General features: G+C 50.2%; 17 protein-coding genes. 9 read left to right on the forward strand and 8 right to left on the reverse strand.

Annotated elements, in window-relative coordinates; all coding sequences use genetic code 11:
• The first annotated feature begins 113 nt into the window (after window positions 1-113).
• The 3 genes from dksA (at window position 114) to P6910_RS24790 (ending at window position 2446) form a co-directional block, all read left to right on the forward strand.
• Window positions 114-557, forward strand: coding sequence for an RNA polymerase-binding protein DksA (gene dksA, locus P6910_RS24780; RefSeq protein ID WP_317143904.1), 444 nt, complete (start codon window positions 114-116; stop codon window positions 555-557).
• Between the two features lie 134 nt (window positions 558-691).
• On the forward strand, window positions 692-1609 hold the full coding sequence (gene gluQRS / locus P6910_RS24785; protein ID WP_317143905.1) for a tRNA glutamyl-Q(34) synthetase GluQRS: 918 nt from the start codon (window positions 692-694) through the stop codon (window positions 1607-1609).
• A gap of 63 nt (window positions 1610-1672) precedes the next feature.
• Complete coding sequence (locus P6910_RS24790; RefSeq protein ID WP_317143906.1) at window positions 1673-2446, forward strand: hypothetical protein; 774 nt, start codon at window positions 1673-1675, stop codon at window positions 2444-2446.
• 10 nt (window positions 2447-2456) lie between these two features.
• Here P6910_RS24790 and P6910_RS24795 read toward each other — a convergent pair whose 3' ends face one another.
• The 3 genes from P6910_RS24795 to P6910_RS24805 form a co-directional block, all read right to left on the reverse strand.
• Window positions 2457-2699 carry a type II toxin-antitoxin system ParD family antitoxin gene (locus tag P6910_RS24795; RefSeq protein WP_317143907.1) on the reverse strand — a complete coding sequence of 81 codons (243 nt, stop codon included), beginning with the start codon at window positions 2697-2699 and terminating at the stop codon, window positions 2457-2459.
• A 168-nt stretch (window positions 2700-2867) separates the two neighbouring features.
• Window positions 2868-3080, reverse strand: coding sequence for a hypothetical protein (locus P6910_RS24800; RefSeq protein WP_317143908.1), 213 nt, complete (start codon window positions 3078-3080; stop codon window positions 2868-2870).
• Window positions 3067-3327 carry a hypothetical protein gene (locus tag P6910_RS24805; RefSeq protein ID WP_317143909.1) on the reverse strand — a complete coding sequence of 87 codons (261 nt, stop codon included), beginning with the start codon at window positions 3325-3327 and terminating at the stop codon, window positions 3067-3069. The genes P6910_RS24800 and P6910_RS24805 overlap by 14 nt, the downstream gene beginning before the upstream one ends.
• Before the next feature lie 92 nt (window positions 3328-3419).
• Between P6910_RS24805 and P6910_RS24810 the strand changes: the two genes are divergently transcribed.
• The 4 genes from P6910_RS24810 (at window position 3420) to P6910_RS24825 (ending at window position 8817) form a co-directional block, all read left to right on the forward strand.
• On the forward strand, window positions 3420-3596 hold the full coding sequence (locus tag P6910_RS24810) for a hypothetical protein (protein ID WP_317143910.1): 177 nt from the start codon (window positions 3420-3422) through the stop codon (window positions 3594-3596).
• Entirely contained in the window at window positions 3586-6597 is a 3012-nt protein-coding gene (locus P6910_RS24815; RefSeq protein WP_317143911.1) for an ATP-binding protein, read from the forward strand. Before P6910_RS24810 ends, P6910_RS24815 begins: the two co-directional genes overlap by 11 nt.
• Window positions 6594-7976 (forward strand): sigma-54 dependent transcriptional regulator, encoded by a 1383-nt coding sequence (locus P6910_RS24820; protein WP_317143912.1) that lies wholly within the window; start codon window positions 6594-6596, stop codon window positions 7974-7976. Before P6910_RS24815 ends, P6910_RS24820 begins: the two co-directional genes overlap by 4 nt.
• Window positions 7977-8232: 256 nt before the next feature.
• Window positions 8233-8817, forward strand: a complete 585-nt coding sequence (locus P6910_RS24825; protein WP_317143913.1) for a hypothetical protein — start codon at window positions 8233-8235, stop codon at window positions 8815-8817.
• Window positions 8818-8825: 8 nt separating this feature from the next.
• On the opposite strand, the gene P6910_RS24830 is transcribed toward P6910_RS24825, so the two are convergent.
• From P6910_RS24830 to P6910_RS24845, 4 genes are all read right to left on the reverse strand, one after another.
• Window positions 8826-9176 (reverse strand): hypothetical protein, encoded by a 351-nt coding sequence (locus P6910_RS24830; protein ID WP_317143914.1) that lies wholly within the window; start codon window positions 9174-9176, stop codon window positions 8826-8828.
• 8 nt (window positions 9177-9184) lie between these two features.
• A complete protein-coding gene (locus P6910_RS24835) occupies window positions 9185-10783 on the reverse strand; it encodes a hypothetical protein (protein ID WP_317143915.1) in 1599 nt (532 codons plus the stop codon).
• A gap of 75 nt (window positions 10784-10858) precedes the next feature.
• Entirely contained in the window at window positions 10859-12337 is a 1479-nt protein-coding gene (locus P6910_RS24840) for a mercuric reductase (RefSeq protein WP_317143916.1), read from the reverse strand.
• A gap of 2 nt (window positions 12338-12339) precedes the next feature.
• Complete coding sequence (locus tag P6910_RS24845; RefSeq protein WP_317143917.1) at window positions 12340-13026, reverse strand: TVP38/TMEM64 family protein; 687 nt, start codon at window positions 13024-13026, stop codon at window positions 12340-12342.
• Between the two features lie 207 nt (window positions 13027-13233).
• On the opposite strand from P6910_RS24845, the gene hemB reads away from it, so the two are divergent.
• Together hemB and ppk1 are read left to right on the forward strand one after the other, a co-directional pair.
• Complete coding sequence (gene hemB / locus P6910_RS24850; protein WP_317143918.1) at window positions 13234-14232, forward strand: porphobilinogen synthase; 999 nt, start codon at window positions 13234-13236, stop codon at window positions 14230-14232.
• A gap of 121 nt (window positions 14233-14353) precedes the next feature.
• Window positions 14354-16528, forward strand: a complete 2175-nt coding sequence (gene ppk1, locus P6910_RS24855) for a polyphosphate kinase 1 (protein ID WP_317143919.1) — start codon at window positions 14354-14356, stop codon at window positions 16526-16528.
• Window positions 16529-16604: 76 nt separating this feature from the next.
• On the opposite strand, the gene P6910_RS24860 is transcribed toward ppk1, so the two are convergent.
• Window positions 16605-17405: a carbon-nitrogen hydrolase family protein gene (locus tag P6910_RS24860; protein WP_317143920.1), complete on the reverse strand. Its 801-nt coding sequence runs from the start codon at window positions 17403-17405 to the stop codon at window positions 16605-16607.
• Window positions 17406-17479 lie beyond the last annotated feature (74 nt).

Consider the following 17479-nt stretch of genomic DNA (forward strand, 5'->3'; position numbering starts at 1 on the left):
CCCGTAGTGTTGACCTCAGCTTTCAAGGAAGCCGGTGTTATCCGGCGTTCGGATGGAAAGCTTGGCAAGAAGTATGTCGAGCTACTTAATGAGAAGGTGATGAGGCTGTAATCATGTCAGCACAGAAAAAAGCCGATCAAGGTAATTTGCTTCGCTCTTTCACTCCGTATGTGGAGAAAGAAGGCGAAGAATACATGAATGAAAGTCAGGTCGAACATTTCACCAACATCCTCAAGCAATGGAAGCAGGAGTTGATGGAAGAAGTGGATCGCACCGTAAACCATATGCAGGATGAAGCAGCAAACTTCCCTGACCCTGCTGACCGTGCCAGTCAGGAAGAGGAGTTCAGCCTGGAGCTGCGCACACGGGATCGCGAGCGCAAACTGATCAGAAAAATCGATAAAACTCTGACTCGTATTGAGGAAGAAGATTACGGTTTCTGCGACTCTTGCGGTGTCGAGATTGGCGTCCGCCGTCTGGAAGCTCGACCCACAGCCACTCTTTGCATCGACTGCAAAACCCTGGCTGAAATCAAGGAGAAGCAGCTGGGTCAATAATACCCGGTCATTGCTGACTTCACACAAAGCCGCGAATCACATCGCGGCTTTGCTGTTTTTGCGTTTATGAAACCGTATTGCCGAAGCATCGAAAATACTCCCTTTCATCTGCTTATGGTCTGATGAGCCTGAACATGCCCACAGCAAACAAAACTGCTCTCAGTCAAGAAAAGTCAAACTACATTGGCCGCTTCGCGCCTTCTCCTTCCGGTCCATTGCACTTTGGCTCACTGGTCGCCGCTCTGGCCAGTTTTCTTGATGCCCGCTCGCAAAACGGAATCTGGCGGGTCCGCATGGAAGATATTGATCCTCCCAGAGAACAACCTGGCGCAGCCCATCAGATTCTGAAGTCGATGGAAACCTATGGTTTGCTCTGGGATGGCCAGGTGCTCTACCAGAGCGAGCGTTACGAGGTGTACCGAGACATCATCAGTGATCTGAGGGCCAGAGGTTTCGTATACCCCTGCACCTGTACCCGCAAAGATCTTCATGGAACAGGAGGCGTCTATCCAGGTATCTGTCGAGACAAGACGGACAACACAAAATCCCCACACTCCCTGAGGGTCAGATGCCCTGACACAATCATTGCGTTTCAGGATCTGATCCAGGGATCAATCGAATATGCCCTGCCAGATCTGGGTGACTTTATCATTCAACGCAAGGATGGTCTCTTTGCCTACCAGCTGGCCGTCTGTGCAGACGACGCTTACCAGGGAATTACACATATCGTCAGGGGTCATGACCTTCTGAATGCGACGCCCTGGCAGATCCATCTGTTGTCTCTGCTCAATACTGCTGCTCCTGTTTATGCTCATGTACCTGTTATCACCCTTGCAAACGGCGGCAAGCTCAGCAAGCAGAACCATGCTCCCGGGATTCCCCTTGATCGACCTGAACAACAGTTAATTAAAGCTCTGAGGGCATTGGGACAGAATCCGGACGCCGAACTGGATGGCAGCAGTGTTTCCGAGATTCTGCAATGGGGTATCAAGCACTGGCAGATCGACAATGTCGCAAAACAGCCAATTGTGCCACTGGCGACTTTATCCTGAAGATCGGGAGTGGTATACATAGACTATTAACATTGTCGAGAAAGATGTGTCTAAGGAGTGGATATGTCCGATATCAACACCGTTATTAGAAAAATTGTACGCCATTGGCTGCCTGCTGCCACATTGCTTTTTATCCCCCATTCTCTGGCGTTTACCCCTCAGGAAATCACGTCCGTCCCGGGAGCTGCATTCGATGTTACCGACTCTGAATTCTGTCAAAAAGCCCGTTTTGAACGCGAAAAGGCTGTTGGCAGAGAGCCGGATCTTTCGAAAATTGAGGTGGTTACCGCACAGGACGCTGCACTCTGCTTTACCCCGGATGAAAACCTGTTTTTCGTTGCCAACCAAGAGGCACAGAACATCCTTGGTCCTCACGCGCCCTGGTATTTGCAGATCAGCCGTGAGTTTCGTGAACGGGTGAAAGAAGCCTGCAAGATTATGGGCTACCAGAACGACGATGTCAGCCGGGCTTACGATCACTGCCTGGAAGACCGCTATGAAGAGCTGATGGGCCCTTACGAAGATAAGTATCGCAGGGAGGCAGGAAACTACCTCAGCAAAAGAAGACAGGTGGCAGAGAGCTTGGTGGTTCGTTGCGATGCCGCGTTAAGTATCAAACGCTCTCGCCTGCCAAGAGACCTCAAATTCCCTCTGGCTTATTACGATAAGCACATCAACGCCCTGCCCAGCTGGTTTCTGGAAGAAAAACTGGACGACACTGACTGGATCAGGAAGATGGCTGACCTGAAAGCCAACGAACTCATGAGCGAGGTACTGGGCGACGACTGCCCGGGCAATATGGTTTACTGGGTGACCTACGATCCACCGGGTGTTTGATGTTTACGACTCACCTATGTTTCCCGTGCAGTTCAGCCAATAAACCATCCGTGCTGAAGTCTTCTGCAACCTGGCTATTTTCTCCCTCTTCTAACTCTTTTCTGAGAGCTTCGGGTTTTACTTCATCATCTTCTAACTTCCGCAATCCTGCCCTGACCACTTCACTGACGGATTGATAACGGCCTTCCTTGATTTTTGTAGCCACAAACTGCTCAAAGTGATGCCCAAGTGTCACCGATGTATTTCTGCCCATTAACAAGCTTCTGTACTATTTTGTTACTACATATTAATGCAAACTTCAGCCCCTCTCGTGATAAATAAACCCTTTTTTGAGGCTGTCGCAGAACTCCAACAACTCGTTCCCACGCTGGATCGAGGGTGTCGCAAAACTCCAACAGCTCGTTCCCATGCTCTGAGGTCGTCATTCCCGCGAAGGCGGGAATCCAGCGCCAAGGTGGATCTCTGCCTTCGCGGGGATGACAAGGCCAGGGGGGAACCGGGCAGTATGGTTCTGGTGGTGAGTCAGTGTGGATTCCCGCCTTCGAGACTGTCGCAAAACTCTAACAACTCGTTCCCACGCTCTGAGGGTGTCGCAAAACTCCAACAGCTTGTTCCCATGCTCAGAGGTCGTCATTCCCGCGAAGGCGGGAATCCAGCGCCAACGGTGGATCTCTGCCTTCTCGGGGATGACAAGGCCAAGGGGGCATCGGGCAGTACGGTTCTGGTGGTGAGTCTGTGTGGATTCCCGCCTTCGCGGGAATGACGAGAATGAAGTCGGGAATGACGAGAATGAAGTCGGGAATGACGGGAATAAAGCCGGGAATGACTGGAGTCAACCCATTCCCACGCTGGGGAGAGTTTTGCGACAGCCTCTGGATCATGGGAACCAGAGGTTTTGCGACACCCTTTTTTGCGGTTTATCCCAACACTGGTTAACATGGACAGTCCGATTTAAAGCACGTACTGAAGTTTCATGTACATCTATCGTCTGGTTCTGCTTCTGGTTATCAGTATCTACCTTTTCTCTCCCGCCATCATGGGATGGTGGATTACGACTGGCGATAGCTGGTACCAACCCTGGATTCTCTGGTTTTTCGTGATTCTGGCAGGCTTCCTGCTCCAGCCGAGAGGGAAGTCGGATGAGTTTTGAGCTCGAAGAACTCCTGCTGGTCAGTGTCGCCTATTTGCTGGCCTTATTCTTTTGTGCCTGGGCGACAGAGAAAGGTTTGATTCCCAGGAAAATCACCCGCCACCCTGCTGTCTATGTTCTGTCTCTGGGTGTCTACGCCTCCAGCTGGGCCTACTTCGGCAGTCTGGGTTTCGCGAATGAACACGGTTATGTTTTTCTTGCTTTCTATCTGGGTGTGAGTGGTGCTTTCCTGCTGTCTCCGGTTTTGCTCCATCCGATTCTTAAGATTACCCGAACCTACCAGCTCAGCTCACTGGCAGACCTTTTTGCGTTCCGGTTCCGAAGCCCTGTCGCCGGAACCCTGGCCACTGTCTTGATGCTGACCGCTACCATGCCTCTGCTATCACTGCAAATTCAGGCAGTATCCGACAGTATTCACCTGATCAGCAAGGAGTACTCTCCGGAACGACTGGCCATCGTTTTCTGTGTCATGGTAGCCCTGTTTGCAGCTCTGTTCGGGACTCGTAACCCCTCAACCCGTGACAGACACCGGGGTCTGGTCATGGCAATAGCGGTTGAGTCAGTGGTCAAACTGGTGGTTATGGCAACCCTGGGTCTGGTTATTTTGTTTGAAGTTTTTCATGGTCTTGATGGCGTCGAAGCCTGGCTTGCTGTCCATCAGGATTCACTGATAGAAACGCAAACGCCGCTTGAGGACGGTCCCTGGCGCAGCATGCTGCTGATGTTTTTTGCTTCAGCGATTGTCATGCCACACATGTTCCATATGACTTTTGCCGAGAATCGTAGCCAGCGTTCTCTTCACATTGCCAGTTGGGCACTACCCCTGTTTCTGCTGATACTGAGTCTACCCACACTGCTGATTCTCTGGGCGGGTATCAAGCTCGACAGCCCGGTAGCGGCTGACTACTTCCCGCTGTTCATTGGTCAGGCTCTGGGTATGCCCTGGCTAACCATTGTCGCCTACATAGGAGGACTGGCGGCTGCCAGTGGCTTGACGATTGTCACAATACTGGCCCTGTCCTCAATGATCATGAACCACATAGTGTTACCCTATAACCCGCCTCACCTTCAGATTGAGGTGAATATCTATCGCTGGCTGATCTGGTTCAAGCGATGCATTATTGTGGCACTGATTGTCAGTTCCTACGGCTTCTATCGTATGCTCGAAGCCGAGCGTGCACTCTATAATCTGGGGGTTATTGCCTACGTAGGCGCCCTGCAACTCCTGCCGGGGGCGCTCTGTGTACTCTATTGGCCCAAAGCCAATCATAAAGGGTTTATTGTCGGCCTGATCGGCGGCACCACCTTCTGGTTCTTCACCATGATGTTGCCCCAGATGGTCGATTTCAGCCTCTTCAGTTCGACCATGAATGAAGTTTCGACCTATCTTTACCAACAGTGGCATCTGCTGGGTATGACTGCCTTGTCGGTCAATGCAGTGCTTATCTATCTGGTCTCGAAGTTTACCCGCATGTCCCCCGAAGAACGTTCGGCCGCCAGTGCCTGTCAGGTGGAAAGCAATAGCCGCAACGAGCAGAAAGTACCTGAAGCCAAGTCCGCCCATGATTTCTATGAAATGCTGAGCAAACCTCTTGGGGGACTGGTAGCCCACAAGGAAGTGTCCAGGGCGCTCAGCGATCTCGACATGAGCGAAGACGAAAACCGCCCCCACGCGCTTCGTCGGCTAAGGGAGCGGATCGAGAAAAACCTTTCGGGCCTGATGGGACCGACTGTAGCCCACGATATCGTTGACACTTTCTTGCCCTGGGATGAAAACAAGGGCTACGTTACCCGGGATATTCATTTCATGGAATCCCGACTGGAGGCCTATCACAGCCAATTGAGCGGACTGGCCGGAGAGCTTGACGATCTGAGGCGGTATCATCGGGATACCCTGAATAATCTTCCCATGGCTCTGTGTTCAGTGGATGCGACGGGAGAAATTATGCTCTGGAACCAGGCTATGAGTCGTATGACCGATATTCCCGCCTCAGATGTCCTGGGCAGCCCCCTGAAGCGGATTCCAGAGCCCTGGAATAAGATTCTCAGCAACTTTGCCCGGATAGACAGTCACCACCTGCCTAAACATGGTGTAGAAATTAATGGGCAGTTGCGTTATTTCAATCTTCATAAGGCTAACCTTGAAGCACCTTTATCCGGTGTCAGTGGCAACAAAGTGATGCTGCTGGAAGATCATACTGAAAACCAGATGCTGGAAGATCAGCTGTTTCATAGCGAACGCTTGGCTTCCATAGGACAGCTGGCGGCCGGTGTCGCCCACGAGATTGGCAACCCGGTCACGGCTATTGATTGCCTGGCCCAGGAGCTGAAAGCCCTTTCAGAAGAAGACGATGCCCGGGAAGTGGCGGATCAGGTACTGGAACAAACCAAAAGAGTTTCCAGAATTCTTCAAATGCTCATGAGCTACTCCCATAACGGCAAGAATCGATCAGAAACGAGCACTCATGAACCCGTAGATCTTTTTGCCTGCATTCAGGAGTCTATCAGCCTGTTGCAACTTGGACGAAAGAGCAGCAATATCAGCTTTCTTAACTTATCTGATCCAGATCACAGGGTGACGGGTGACCCACAGAAACTGCAACAGGTTTTCATCAACCTGCTGAATAATGCTGTGGATGCTTCCGATGAGAAAAGCACAATCACTATACGAACATCGGCCTCTGTCCACACCATCAAAGTCGAAGTCGAAGACCAGGGTCATGGCATTCCTGCCAGCATTCAGGAGCGTCTGTTTGAACCCTTCTTCACCACCAAAGAGACCGGTAAAGGTACCGGCCTCGGTCTGGCACTGACCTGGAATATCATTGAAGAGCACTTTGGTACCATCAGGGTCATCAGCCCAACCGATAAAAATCTGGATAAAGGTACACGTTTTGAAATTTCCCTGCCGCGTCATGAGCCGCAGAGCATCAGGCAGCAGCAAGGTTATATGACTTATCGGCCCCATGATTCATGGGAGCAGGAGGGGGAAACCGCATGAACCCGGGTAATATTCTCATTGTTGAGGACGAAGAGATTATTCGTGCCTCCCTGAGAAGACTGTTGGAAAGAAACAACTATAGCGTCAGCGAAGCAGGTTCTGTCCACGAAGCTGAGTTGTCCTATACATTAAAAGACTTTGACCTGATCATCAGTGATTTGCGCCTGCCTGACTCACCCGGTACCGAGATGATCAACCTTGCTGAGGGCGTACCGGTCCTGATTATGACCAGTTATGCCAGCCTGAACTCAGCCGTGAGCACCATGAAAATGGGCGCTGTTGACTATATTGCCAAACCCTTCGATCACTCTGAAATGCTGGAACGTGTTGCTGCTATTATGGCAAGCAAACCGGCTGTACCTGACAGGTCGACTGAAGACGTGCTTAGTGAAACACATACAGGGTACAGCGGTATTCTGGGGCGTTGTGACGCCATGAAGCTGCTCTTCAAACGCATCCGGAAAGTTGCCCCGACCGATGCCACTGTTCTGATTCAGGGTGAGTCAGGTACAGGTAAAGAACTGGTTGCCAGAGCCCTCCATGAGAATAGCCGCCGTGCCAATGGCCCAATGATCTCGGTTAATTGTGCTGCCATTCCGGAGACCCTCATTGAATCTGAACTTTTTGGTCACGAGAAGGGTTCCTTTACCGGCGCCACTGCCGCCCGGACGGGCCTGATTGAAGCGGCCAATACCGGCACTCTGTTCCTTGATGAAATCGGTGAACTTCCCCTGGAGGCCCAGGCTCGATTGCTTCGGGTTCTGCAGGAAGGAGAAATCAGAAGAGTGGGCTCCGTGCAATCCCAGAAAGTCGATGTACGACTGATTGCCGCTACCCACAGAAATCTGCGCCAGCTGTCTGCAAGTGGTGACTTCCGTGAAGATCTCTATTATCGATTGAAAGTGGTGGAACTGAGAATTCCGGCTCTGCGTGAGCGAGGCAACGATGTCCTGATGCTTGCGGAGAAACTGCTGGAAAAAGTCTGTAGCAAGATGGAGCTGGAAGTGTATTCCTACTCTCCTGAAGCCATGGCAGCTATCTGTCAACATCAGTGGCCGGGGAATGTGCGAGAGTTGGAACATGCCATCGAGCGGGCTGTCATTCTCTGTGACGATGACATCATTACGCCTGAAACTCTGGATCTGGATGTTCACGTCAAATCGACTTTCTTCAGGACTGACGCTGGCAATGCTGGCAGTAACAATGTAGTTGAGACTCAAGATGGTTTGTCGTTGGAAGATTACTTCCAGCGCTTCGTGCTTGAACACCAAAATCAAATGACCGAAACCGAACTGGCTCAGAAACTCGGCATTAGTCGTAAAACACTTTGGGAGAGACGACAACGACTGGGTATTCCCAGGAAAAAAGCATCAGCCTGAAACTGTCTGAAGATTAATGAATCTGATCAGGTCATCTTTCTCATTGCTCATCAAGACCCCCATTTCGATGGGGGTGTCTTAAGCAAATAAAGGATAAATTATTTTTATAACTAAATAACGGCTCTTTCATAATGGATCGAGCTATCAAATCAATGGGAAGATAACTGAACACTGCCTATAATTTTCCTGTTGCTTTCGCAACACTTCAGCATCTCTATTTTCATTTTCATTTTCATTTTCATTGAGAATATCTATTATGAATCTGCTACAACCAGACGGCTTATGTCGCAGGGCTTCCCTTGTTGCTTTGTCAGGCCTGTTTATCGGCTTCACTCCTCTCAGCCATGGGGATTTTGCAGACGGTGCAACGAAACAGGTAGAAGCTATCTTTAATGAGGGCATTGGCTTGAATGGAAACGTTGATCTCGGCAAATGTGTAATGCGAGTTGATCCCAACAGTCAGGCAGAAATCAAAAATCCAGCACAAAGCATTTTTAATCATCCGGGTAGTATCAAGGATGTGGGTATCAGCCTCAATAACTCTCACCTTGTGAGAGTGACCTTTGATGACATGCCAAATCCTACCTACCTGGTCCGCTCTGAAGACCTCATCATCTCGTCGGACACCGGCGACAAACCGGGTTGGGTAATCAGGGAATTCAGGTTTACCCAGGGAGCAGCTATGGAAGCAAAAGTGCAACTCAGTGGTAGCATGGCATGGACCTGGGACTGCAATGACGCCGCTGTTAACATAACTAATATACTGTTTCAGGGCGACCTTCAACCTGCTCAACCTGCTCAACCCGATCAAACTGACAAAAAGCCACCTGCAGAGTTGTAATGGTATCTTCAGGAGCCGGACTTGAGCTGGGCTATTTTCAGCTCATTTCTGGCCACCTTGAGATGGCTGATGGCATCCAGCCCCATTTTCTTTAATCTTGACTCCTGGGCAGTCTGTTCACGATAGGCTGCCTCGGCGTCATCCCGCTCGGATTTAAGCACATCCATTTTCTTCGCCAGCTCTTCATCGGCTTCATGACTGGCCTCCAGCAATGCCATCTGGCCATTGATACGGGTCAGTTTTTCCGAGCACTCTCCAACCCGGTGCCGGGTTTCTTCAAGATTTCTCAAAATAGAGGTTTCAAAGGCTTCTGCGTCACTTACCCGCTGCTGGAGCTGCTGAAGATGTTCAGATTCCATGAATGCTGTTATTTCCTCGCTGCTTCTTTATCAATTCTTTCCAGATCTTTTTTCACTGACAGAGGATATTGCTGCTGGATCTCATCCATACTATCGCCAAACATAATATGTTCAATAAAGCCCCTATTGAAGTGTTTAAATTTTTCGGGATCTCTCATGGCTCCCAACAGGCAAGCACTGAGATTGGACCTGAGCCTGAGTTGTTTCTCAACATCCAGACCTGAAACCATAATATCGGCCAACACCTGTCGATAATCACCGGGATTGCGCAGGTTTTCCATGGCCTTCTCCAGTGCCTGGACACTCATTGCTTTATGAGGTGTTATACCTTTGAGAAAAGCTCTCATCTGGGTTCCGGCAGGCTTCAAAGGAGTTAGTTCTGACGCTCTGAAGCCGGTCTTGTTGGACAGTGTGGTAACTGCTTGCTTCTGCTCTTCAATTATTGGCTCTGCAACTTTTGATGCTTCATCTTTCTTTAGTTGCTCTTCTCGTAGTTGCTCTTCTCGATTTTGCGTTTTCTCAGGCGGTCCGGTTTGCTTCAGGGAAGCCTGTTTTTCTGCTTTCTTCTGTTGCCTGATACTTCTATCGATTTTTCTTTGCTCTTTCTTGTTTGCTTTTTCGGATTTTCGCGCTGACTTCACTTTTTCTTTTAGCGAGACCACTTCGAGCTGCAACTGTTTTGCTTTGGCCCTGGCGTCCGAAATGTGTTGCTTGATCAAGGTTTTTACGGGCGCTGTATCAATGCCATGCCTGACCTGCTTCTCATCGGCTTTGGCCAGTAACTTCTCACCATGAACCGCCAGAGCGTTCGCTTTCTTCTGAGCCCTTTGCAAAGACTTGAGCTCTTCTCCCAATCTTTTGCTGGACTCATCTTTGGCTGCTACCACCTTACTGCGAATTTTGGGTACCGACTTACCCAGGGACAATGACTCTTTTTGCAATCTTTCAAGTGCCTGATGGGCTTTCTTACCAGCCTTTGCAGCCTTCTTTTGCTCTGCTTTCAGATCCTTCTGTGCCCGCTCCAGATCCTTCACTTCCTGCTTTCGCGAACTCACCAGCTGGTCAGAGTCCTGGGCTGCGTAAAATGCCTCACTTTCAGCCCCGGTCATTCTCTTACCACCCAGCCCCAATTCCAGCAAGTTCTCCTCCAGTACTCCCTGTTTGGCCAGACTGTGAGCCTCGGACTGAAGTTTCCTGGCTGCTTTCAATGAGGCATTGGCCTCTTTCAGAGCCGCTGTCAGGGCATCTTTGCTGCTTCTGTCGACTTTGGGTCTTGCTTTCGAGCTTTCCCGAGAAATACTTTCTCGAACATTACGGGCTTTGGATAAAAGTTGCCCTTCGCGGGAAGATCCTGATGGCAATTTCTTCTTCACATCATCGGGCGAAGCCGCCTGAATATCGAATTCTGACAGGCTTCTGCCAGAGAGTCCGGAAGGCTCAAGGCTGTCATTATTGAGACTGACGCTCAGATCAACCCTGATGATAGAGTCGCGATTGAGACGAGCAGGATTTTCAGCTTCTTGCCGGATGAGAAGCGCAGCATCTGTTCCTGAGGTTTTGGGGAGGGTTGGGGATATCCCTGCCTGTGAAATGCTGGATTGAGACATCGGGTTCCTGACCGTTCTGTAAACAGGCCTCAGAGAAGAGACCCTTTATTTTTAATCTAGCAGCCAGGATCTCAGTCAGCGCCTCATCCAGTCATGATACTTCTTGACCCACTTCAACAAACCATCCGGTGCATGGGCCCGTTTCCACTCACCTGCGGCAAATTTGTTGGATTCACTAAGCGTAGGGTAGATGTGAATAGTGCCAAGAATCTTGTTCATTCCCAGACCGTGTTTCATGGCAGTGATGTATTCGGTGATCAGTTCACCGGCATGGTAACCCACGATAGTGCACCCCAGAATCTTGTCACTGCCTGGTCTGGTCAGAACCTTGATAAAACCTCTGGCTTCCTCATCGGCAATAGCCCTGTCCAGATCATCAATACCGTAGCGGGTGATTTCGTAGGGAACTCCCTGTTCTTTGGCTTGGGTTTCATTAAGGCCCACTCTGGCCACTTCCGGATCGGTAAAGGTACACCAGGGCATGACCGAGTAATCCACTTTGAACTTCTTGAAGCGACCGAAGAGTGCGTTCACAGAGGCATACCAGGCCTGGTGCGCTGCTGCATGTGTGAATTGATAAGGTCCCGCCACATCACCGCAGGCGTAGATATTCGGGAATCGTGTCTGCAAATATTCGTTCACAGCAATGGTTCCACGCTCCGTGGTTTCTATCCCGAGCGTTTCCAGCCCCAGACTGCCGGTGTTGGCTTTGCGGCCTGTGGCAAACAGGACTGCATCGAAATCGATGTCAACAGTTTGACCTTCAGACTCAGCCACCAGCCATTGTCTTTCCCCTTCTTTATGAAAGGATCGGGTTTCGTGCTTCAGCTTCAGATCAACCCCGTCTTTGCGAAACTGGGACATCACCTCCAAAGAAACATCCGGATCTTCCCGGTGCAGCAGGCGGGGACCATGATCCAGCAGAGTCACATTGACACCCAGTCGGGTGAAAGCCTGAGTCAATTCACAACCGATCGGTCCGCCACCGATGACCAGCAGCTTTTGTGGTTTTTCTCGAATATCCCAGAGGGTATCTGATGTGTAATGGGTAATCTGATCAACACCGGGCAAAGGCGGCACAAAAGGTCTGCCGCCACTGGCGATAATAATATTTCGGCTGGAAATCCGCTGGCCGCCCACCTCGATTTCCCAGGGGCTGACCAGTCTGGCTTCACCCGTAACGCAGTTTACGCCCAGACCGGTATAACGTTCGACCGAATCATGAGGCTCAACCTGCTTAATGACCGATTGCACTCGTTCCATTACGGCAGTGAAATTGACATCAGCCTGCACATTCTCCAGACCAAATTCATCAGCACGTTTCATGTAATGAGCCATTTTGGCAGATCGAATCAAAGCCTTGCTGGGAACGCAACCGGTATTAAGACAATCGCCACCCATTCTATGCTTTTCAATCAAAGTGACTCTGGCTTTCACGGCTGCTGCAATGTAGCTGCTTACCAGTCCGGCAGAACCCGCTCCTATCACAGTCAGGTTATTATCGAACCTGCGGGGTTTTCTGAAGCCCTTGTAAACACCAGAATGACTCAACATGCTTACTCCTCCTTATTTTTTTCACTGGTTGAAGGCTTTTTGATCAGGCTGATAGCTTTACGTGCCAGCCATGGGAAAATCCCCAATAATACAAAGGAACCAATAAGCCCCGGTGTTAAAATGCCACTGACAGATAATTCCTGAACCTGTCCCAAATGAGCACCGGCATTCACATAAACAGCAGTTCCCGGCAGCATGCCAAGCTGACTGACCCAGTAAAACGTTCGGGTTTTCATGGGCGTCAGCCCCATAACCAGGTTAATCACAAAGAAAGGAACTGCCGGAATCAATCTCAAGGTCAGAAGATAAAACAGACCGTCTTTCTCAATACCCTTGTTGATGGTTGCCAGATATTCGCCAAACTTACTCTGGACCCATGCCCGCAAGAGCGTTCTGGAAATGAGGAAAGCCACGGTGGCCCCTATCGTGCTGGCAAAAGAGATCACTATCAGGCCCGTCGTAAATCCGAAAATAGCACCACCAACCAGAGTAAGAATAACAGCGCCCGGAAGAGAAAGCGCCGTTACAGCCACATAAATGGCAAAGAATAAGGCAATGGTCAGTGCAGGATTATCGCTGTAAAGCGACTGAAAATAATCACGAGTCAGATATTGTTGTGCATCCAGTGCAAAAAATGCGGTAATGGCTGCGATAACAGCCATCAGTAGAATGATTTTACTTTTATTCATACAAGGAATCTTCCTGCGGAACGGTTGCAACATCCTGTCGGGAAAGCGCATAACGCATCTTTTTCGTATAATGCCTGTCAGACTATACGTTAGCCAAACCCACAAGGATTCACACGTCATGAACCGGACATTCCGCTCTGTCCTTCATAACGATCAGGGTTGACGAACGAAAGAAATACTTTTAACCACCCTCTTCAGAGTGTAAATATGATCCAGCGACCCTTCCCGGCAAGCCGTCCCAGACGTATGCGTTTTGACGATTTTTCCCGCCGTCTGATGAGAGAAAACCACCTCACCCCGGATGATCTGATCTACCCCGTATTCATTCTCGAAGGCTCTCATCACCGGGAAGCTATTCCTTCAATGCCGGGCATAGAACGAATGACGGTCGATGAGCTGATTCGTGAAGGTGAAGCGCTTCTGGAGCTGGGTATTCCGGCCATTGCCCTGTTTCCGGTCACACCGGCTGAGAAAAAGTCTGATGATGCTGCCGAAGCCTGGAATCCGGAAGGTCTGGTTCAGCGGGCCGTTCGTGAGTTAAAACAAAAACTGCCTGAGCTGGGTATTATTACTGATGTAGCCCTGGACCCGTTCACCAGTCATGGACTGGACGGTCTGATTGATGAATCAGGTTATGTCGTAAACGACCCAACCGTTGATGTCCTGGTTAAACAAGCACTGTCTCATGCCGAAGCGGGAGCTGATATTGTTGCTCCCTCCGACATGATGGATGGCCGAATTTCTGCCATTCGCACCCGACTCGAAGAGACCGGTCACCTGAACACCCGGATCCTCGCTTACTCTGCCAAATACGCGTCCAGCTACTACGGCCCATTTCGCGATGCTGTGGGCTCTGCGGGCAACCTGGGCAAAAGCAACAAGCATAACTTCCAGATGGATGTAGCCAATATTGATGAAGCTCTGCATGAGATTGCAGCTGATCTCAATGAAGGAGCCGACATGATTATGGTTAAACCCGGTATGCCTTATTTAGATGTTGTCAGAAGAGCCAAGGATGAGTTCAAGGCACCCACCTTTGTCTACCAGGTCAGTGGCGAGTACGCCATGCATCAAGCGGCCATTGCCAACGGCTGGCTGGACCGAAATGCCATCATGATGGAGTCTCTGCTCTGTTTCAAACGAGCCGGAGCCGATGCCATTCTGACCTACTATGCCAAGGAAGCAGCTCGCCTGATCAGGCAATAATGCCTTAGCACTCAACTCAGTCATCAAAACGTCGTACAATTACGTTATAACAAGAGCCCATTGTCAGTCCGGCTTGTACATGAATTCGTATACTGCCACTACCGATGCTGTAAGAGGTCCCATGGATAATTCAAAAGACCGGGAACTCCCTGAACCCGGAGTCAGCACAAAAGAGAGCCCGGAGTCTGTTGCTCCAACGCCTCGTATTACAGACCTTAGCAACCCGGACTATTACATCAACAGGGAGCTGAGCCATTTACAGTTCAACCGCCGTGTGCTTGAGCAGGCGTTGAACGACGACCACCCCCTGATTGAACGTCTGCGGTTCCTGTTGATTTATAGCTCTAACATGGATGAGTTTTTTGAAATCCGTGTTGCCGGCCTGATGCAGCAGGTAGAGTTTGCCCGCGAACAAGTGGGTCTGGATGGTCTGGGTCCTCAGGCGGTGCTGAAAGAGATCAGCCACCAGGCCAAGCAAAATGTTCAGCTTCAATATGAAATCCTGAACGACAAACTGCTGCCTCGTCTGACCAGGCAGGGCATTCGATTTATTCGGCGTCATCAACTGAGCGACAAACAGAAAGCCTGGATCAAGCGTTTTTTCTACAACGAAGTCATGCCCATCATCAGCCCTATTGGACTGGACCCGGCTCACCCCTTCCCGAGACTGGCCAACAAACTGCTTTGTTTTATTGTGGCAATGGAAGGCAAAGACGCTTTTGGCCGTGAAACAGGTATGGCTGTTATTCCTGCGCCAAGATCCTTACCCCGGGTCGTTGAACTGCCCGATGACGTCTGTGACAGGGGCGGTAGAAATTATGTCTTTTTGTCATCTATCATCCACTTGCATATGCAGGACCTGTTCCCGGGTATGACCATCAAAGGGTGTTACCAGTTCCGACTGACCCGAAACAGTGATCTGGACCTTGAAGATGAAGTAGAAGATCTGGCCAAGGCCCTGCAGGGTGAGCTGCTCTCCCGCCGCTACGGAGAAGCAGTCCGCCTTGAAGTGGTAGATAACTGCCCACAGCCACTGGTTGACTTCCTGCTGAAAGAATTTGGCCTGACGGAGGATGAGCTCTACCGGGTCAATGGTCCGGTGAACCTGATCCGAATGATGTCGGTATGCAACGAGGCATCACCCGAGTTTGAGCACCTGACCTTCCCGAGCTTTACACCCAGTTACCCCAAGGCACTGCAAGCCCGAAGCTCACGGACTGTTAATATGCTGGATGCCATTCACAAGTCCGATATTCTGCTGCATCATCCCTTCGAGTCCTTTACCCCGGTTGTGGATATGCTGCGTCAGGCGGCTACTGATCCTAATGTTCTGGCAATACGTCAGACGTTGTATCGTACCGGAGCTCGCTCCGAGATGGTTGATGCTCTTGTAGAAGCGGCCAGGAAAGGTAAAGAAGTCACGGTTATCGTGGAAATCCGAGCCCGTTTTGACGAAGAAGAAAACCTGGCACTGGCAAGAAGACTTCAGGAAGCCGGAGCGGTTGTCGTGTATGGAGTGGTTGCCTACAAAACCCACGCCAAACTGATTCTGATTGTTCGTCGGGAAGGCAAAAAGATTCAGCGTTACGCACACCTGGGTACCGGTAACTATCATGCGGGTAACGCACGACTCTATACCGACTATAGCTTGCTGACCTGCGATAAGGATATCACTAACGATGTGCGCAAGATCTTTCAGCAGCTCACCGGAATGGGTAAGGCGGTGCGCGTGCGTAAGCTTTTTCATGCGCCCTTCACACTCAAGAAAAGCCTGATCGAACTGATCAATCAGGAAGCCGTTAATGCCAGAGAAGGCAAAACGGCTCGTGTGATCATCAAGGTAAACTCACTGACCGAAAGCCAGTTGATCAAGGCTCTCTACCGGGCTTCACAGGCCGGTGTCGAGATTCATCTGATCATTCGGGGTATTTGCTGCCTGAGGCCCGGTATTGCCGGACTCTCTGAAAATATTCAGGTACGCTCTATTGTCGGCCGTTTTCTTGAGCATACCCGAGTTTTCTACTTTGAGAACGATGGAAAATTCAGAGTCTACTGCTCCAGTGCTGACGGAATGGTTCGTAATCTGGACATGCGTGTTGAGACCTGCTTCCCTATTGAAGAGCCGAAGCTGGCTGCACGAGTGAAGAAAGAGCTGGAGCTGTATCTGTCAGATAATACCCGTAGCTGGCAACTACAAAGTGATGGCCATTATCTTCAGAACAAGCCATCACGGGGTCATCGTCGAAGGAATGCCCAGAGAAGGTTGCTGGAAACACTGGCAAACTACACTCACTGATTTGCAGAAAGGGATTCAGGACAAAGTTAATTTTTTGCCTGAATCCATCGACCGCACGATTGCAGGAACAGCTCTTTCACAGCACGCGATGTTCAAAACAAGGCATTTGCTTTCTGATCTCCTGCAGTGCTTTTATGTTCAGTTCAGTGGTCAGTACACAGGGAGTGCTATCGGCTTCTGCAAGAACTTCACCCCAGGGTGAGACTATCATGCTGTGTCCCCAGGTTTCTCTTTTGTTGGGATGGGTCCCACCCTGGTTAGCCGCCAGAACATAGCAATGGTTCTCGATAGCGCGCGCTCTTAATAACGGCTCCCAGTGGGCCTGACCAGTCACCCTGGTAAATGCGGAAGGTACGGTAATGATTTCTGACTCCCTGACTCTCAGTTCTCGATAGAGCTCTGGAAAACGAACGTCATAGCAGATGGTCAGGCCCGTTCTGGCAAATTCCATATCCACTACATTCAGATCATTCCCCGGCGAATAGTCATCGGATTCCCTGTAACGGCGAGTGCCGTCCGATATATCGGCATTAAAGAGATGAATCTTGTCGTAGCGGGTGACTTCATTACCCTCGGGGTCATAAACAAAGCAGGACGCCCTGCTGTTCTCTCCCTCATTGACGACACAGGGTATAGAACCTCCTACCAGCCAGGCCCCGAATTGTCGGGCAATACGGGACATCCAGTTTCTGACCACACTGGTATTGTTGCCCAGAGCAGGAATATCCCCACCCAATTGGGCAAAACATTCAGGCAGGACAATGATGTCAGCTGAAGACTCCATGTCTGAAAAAAGATCTTCTGCCTGCTTGAGATTGGCTTGAACATCAGGTCCGGAACACATTTGGACCACAGCAGCGGTTACTGCTTTACTCATAGGCTTTCCCCTCTGCCATAGGTTAACCTCTCCAGTTTAATAGATGTGATAACCTCTGAGTGAACTACTTTATT

Source organism: Endozoicomonas sp. 8E (genome assembly GCF_032883915.1).
Lineage (GTDB): Bacteria > Pseudomonadota > Gammaproteobacteria > Pseudomonadales > Endozoicomonadaceae > Endozoicomonas_A.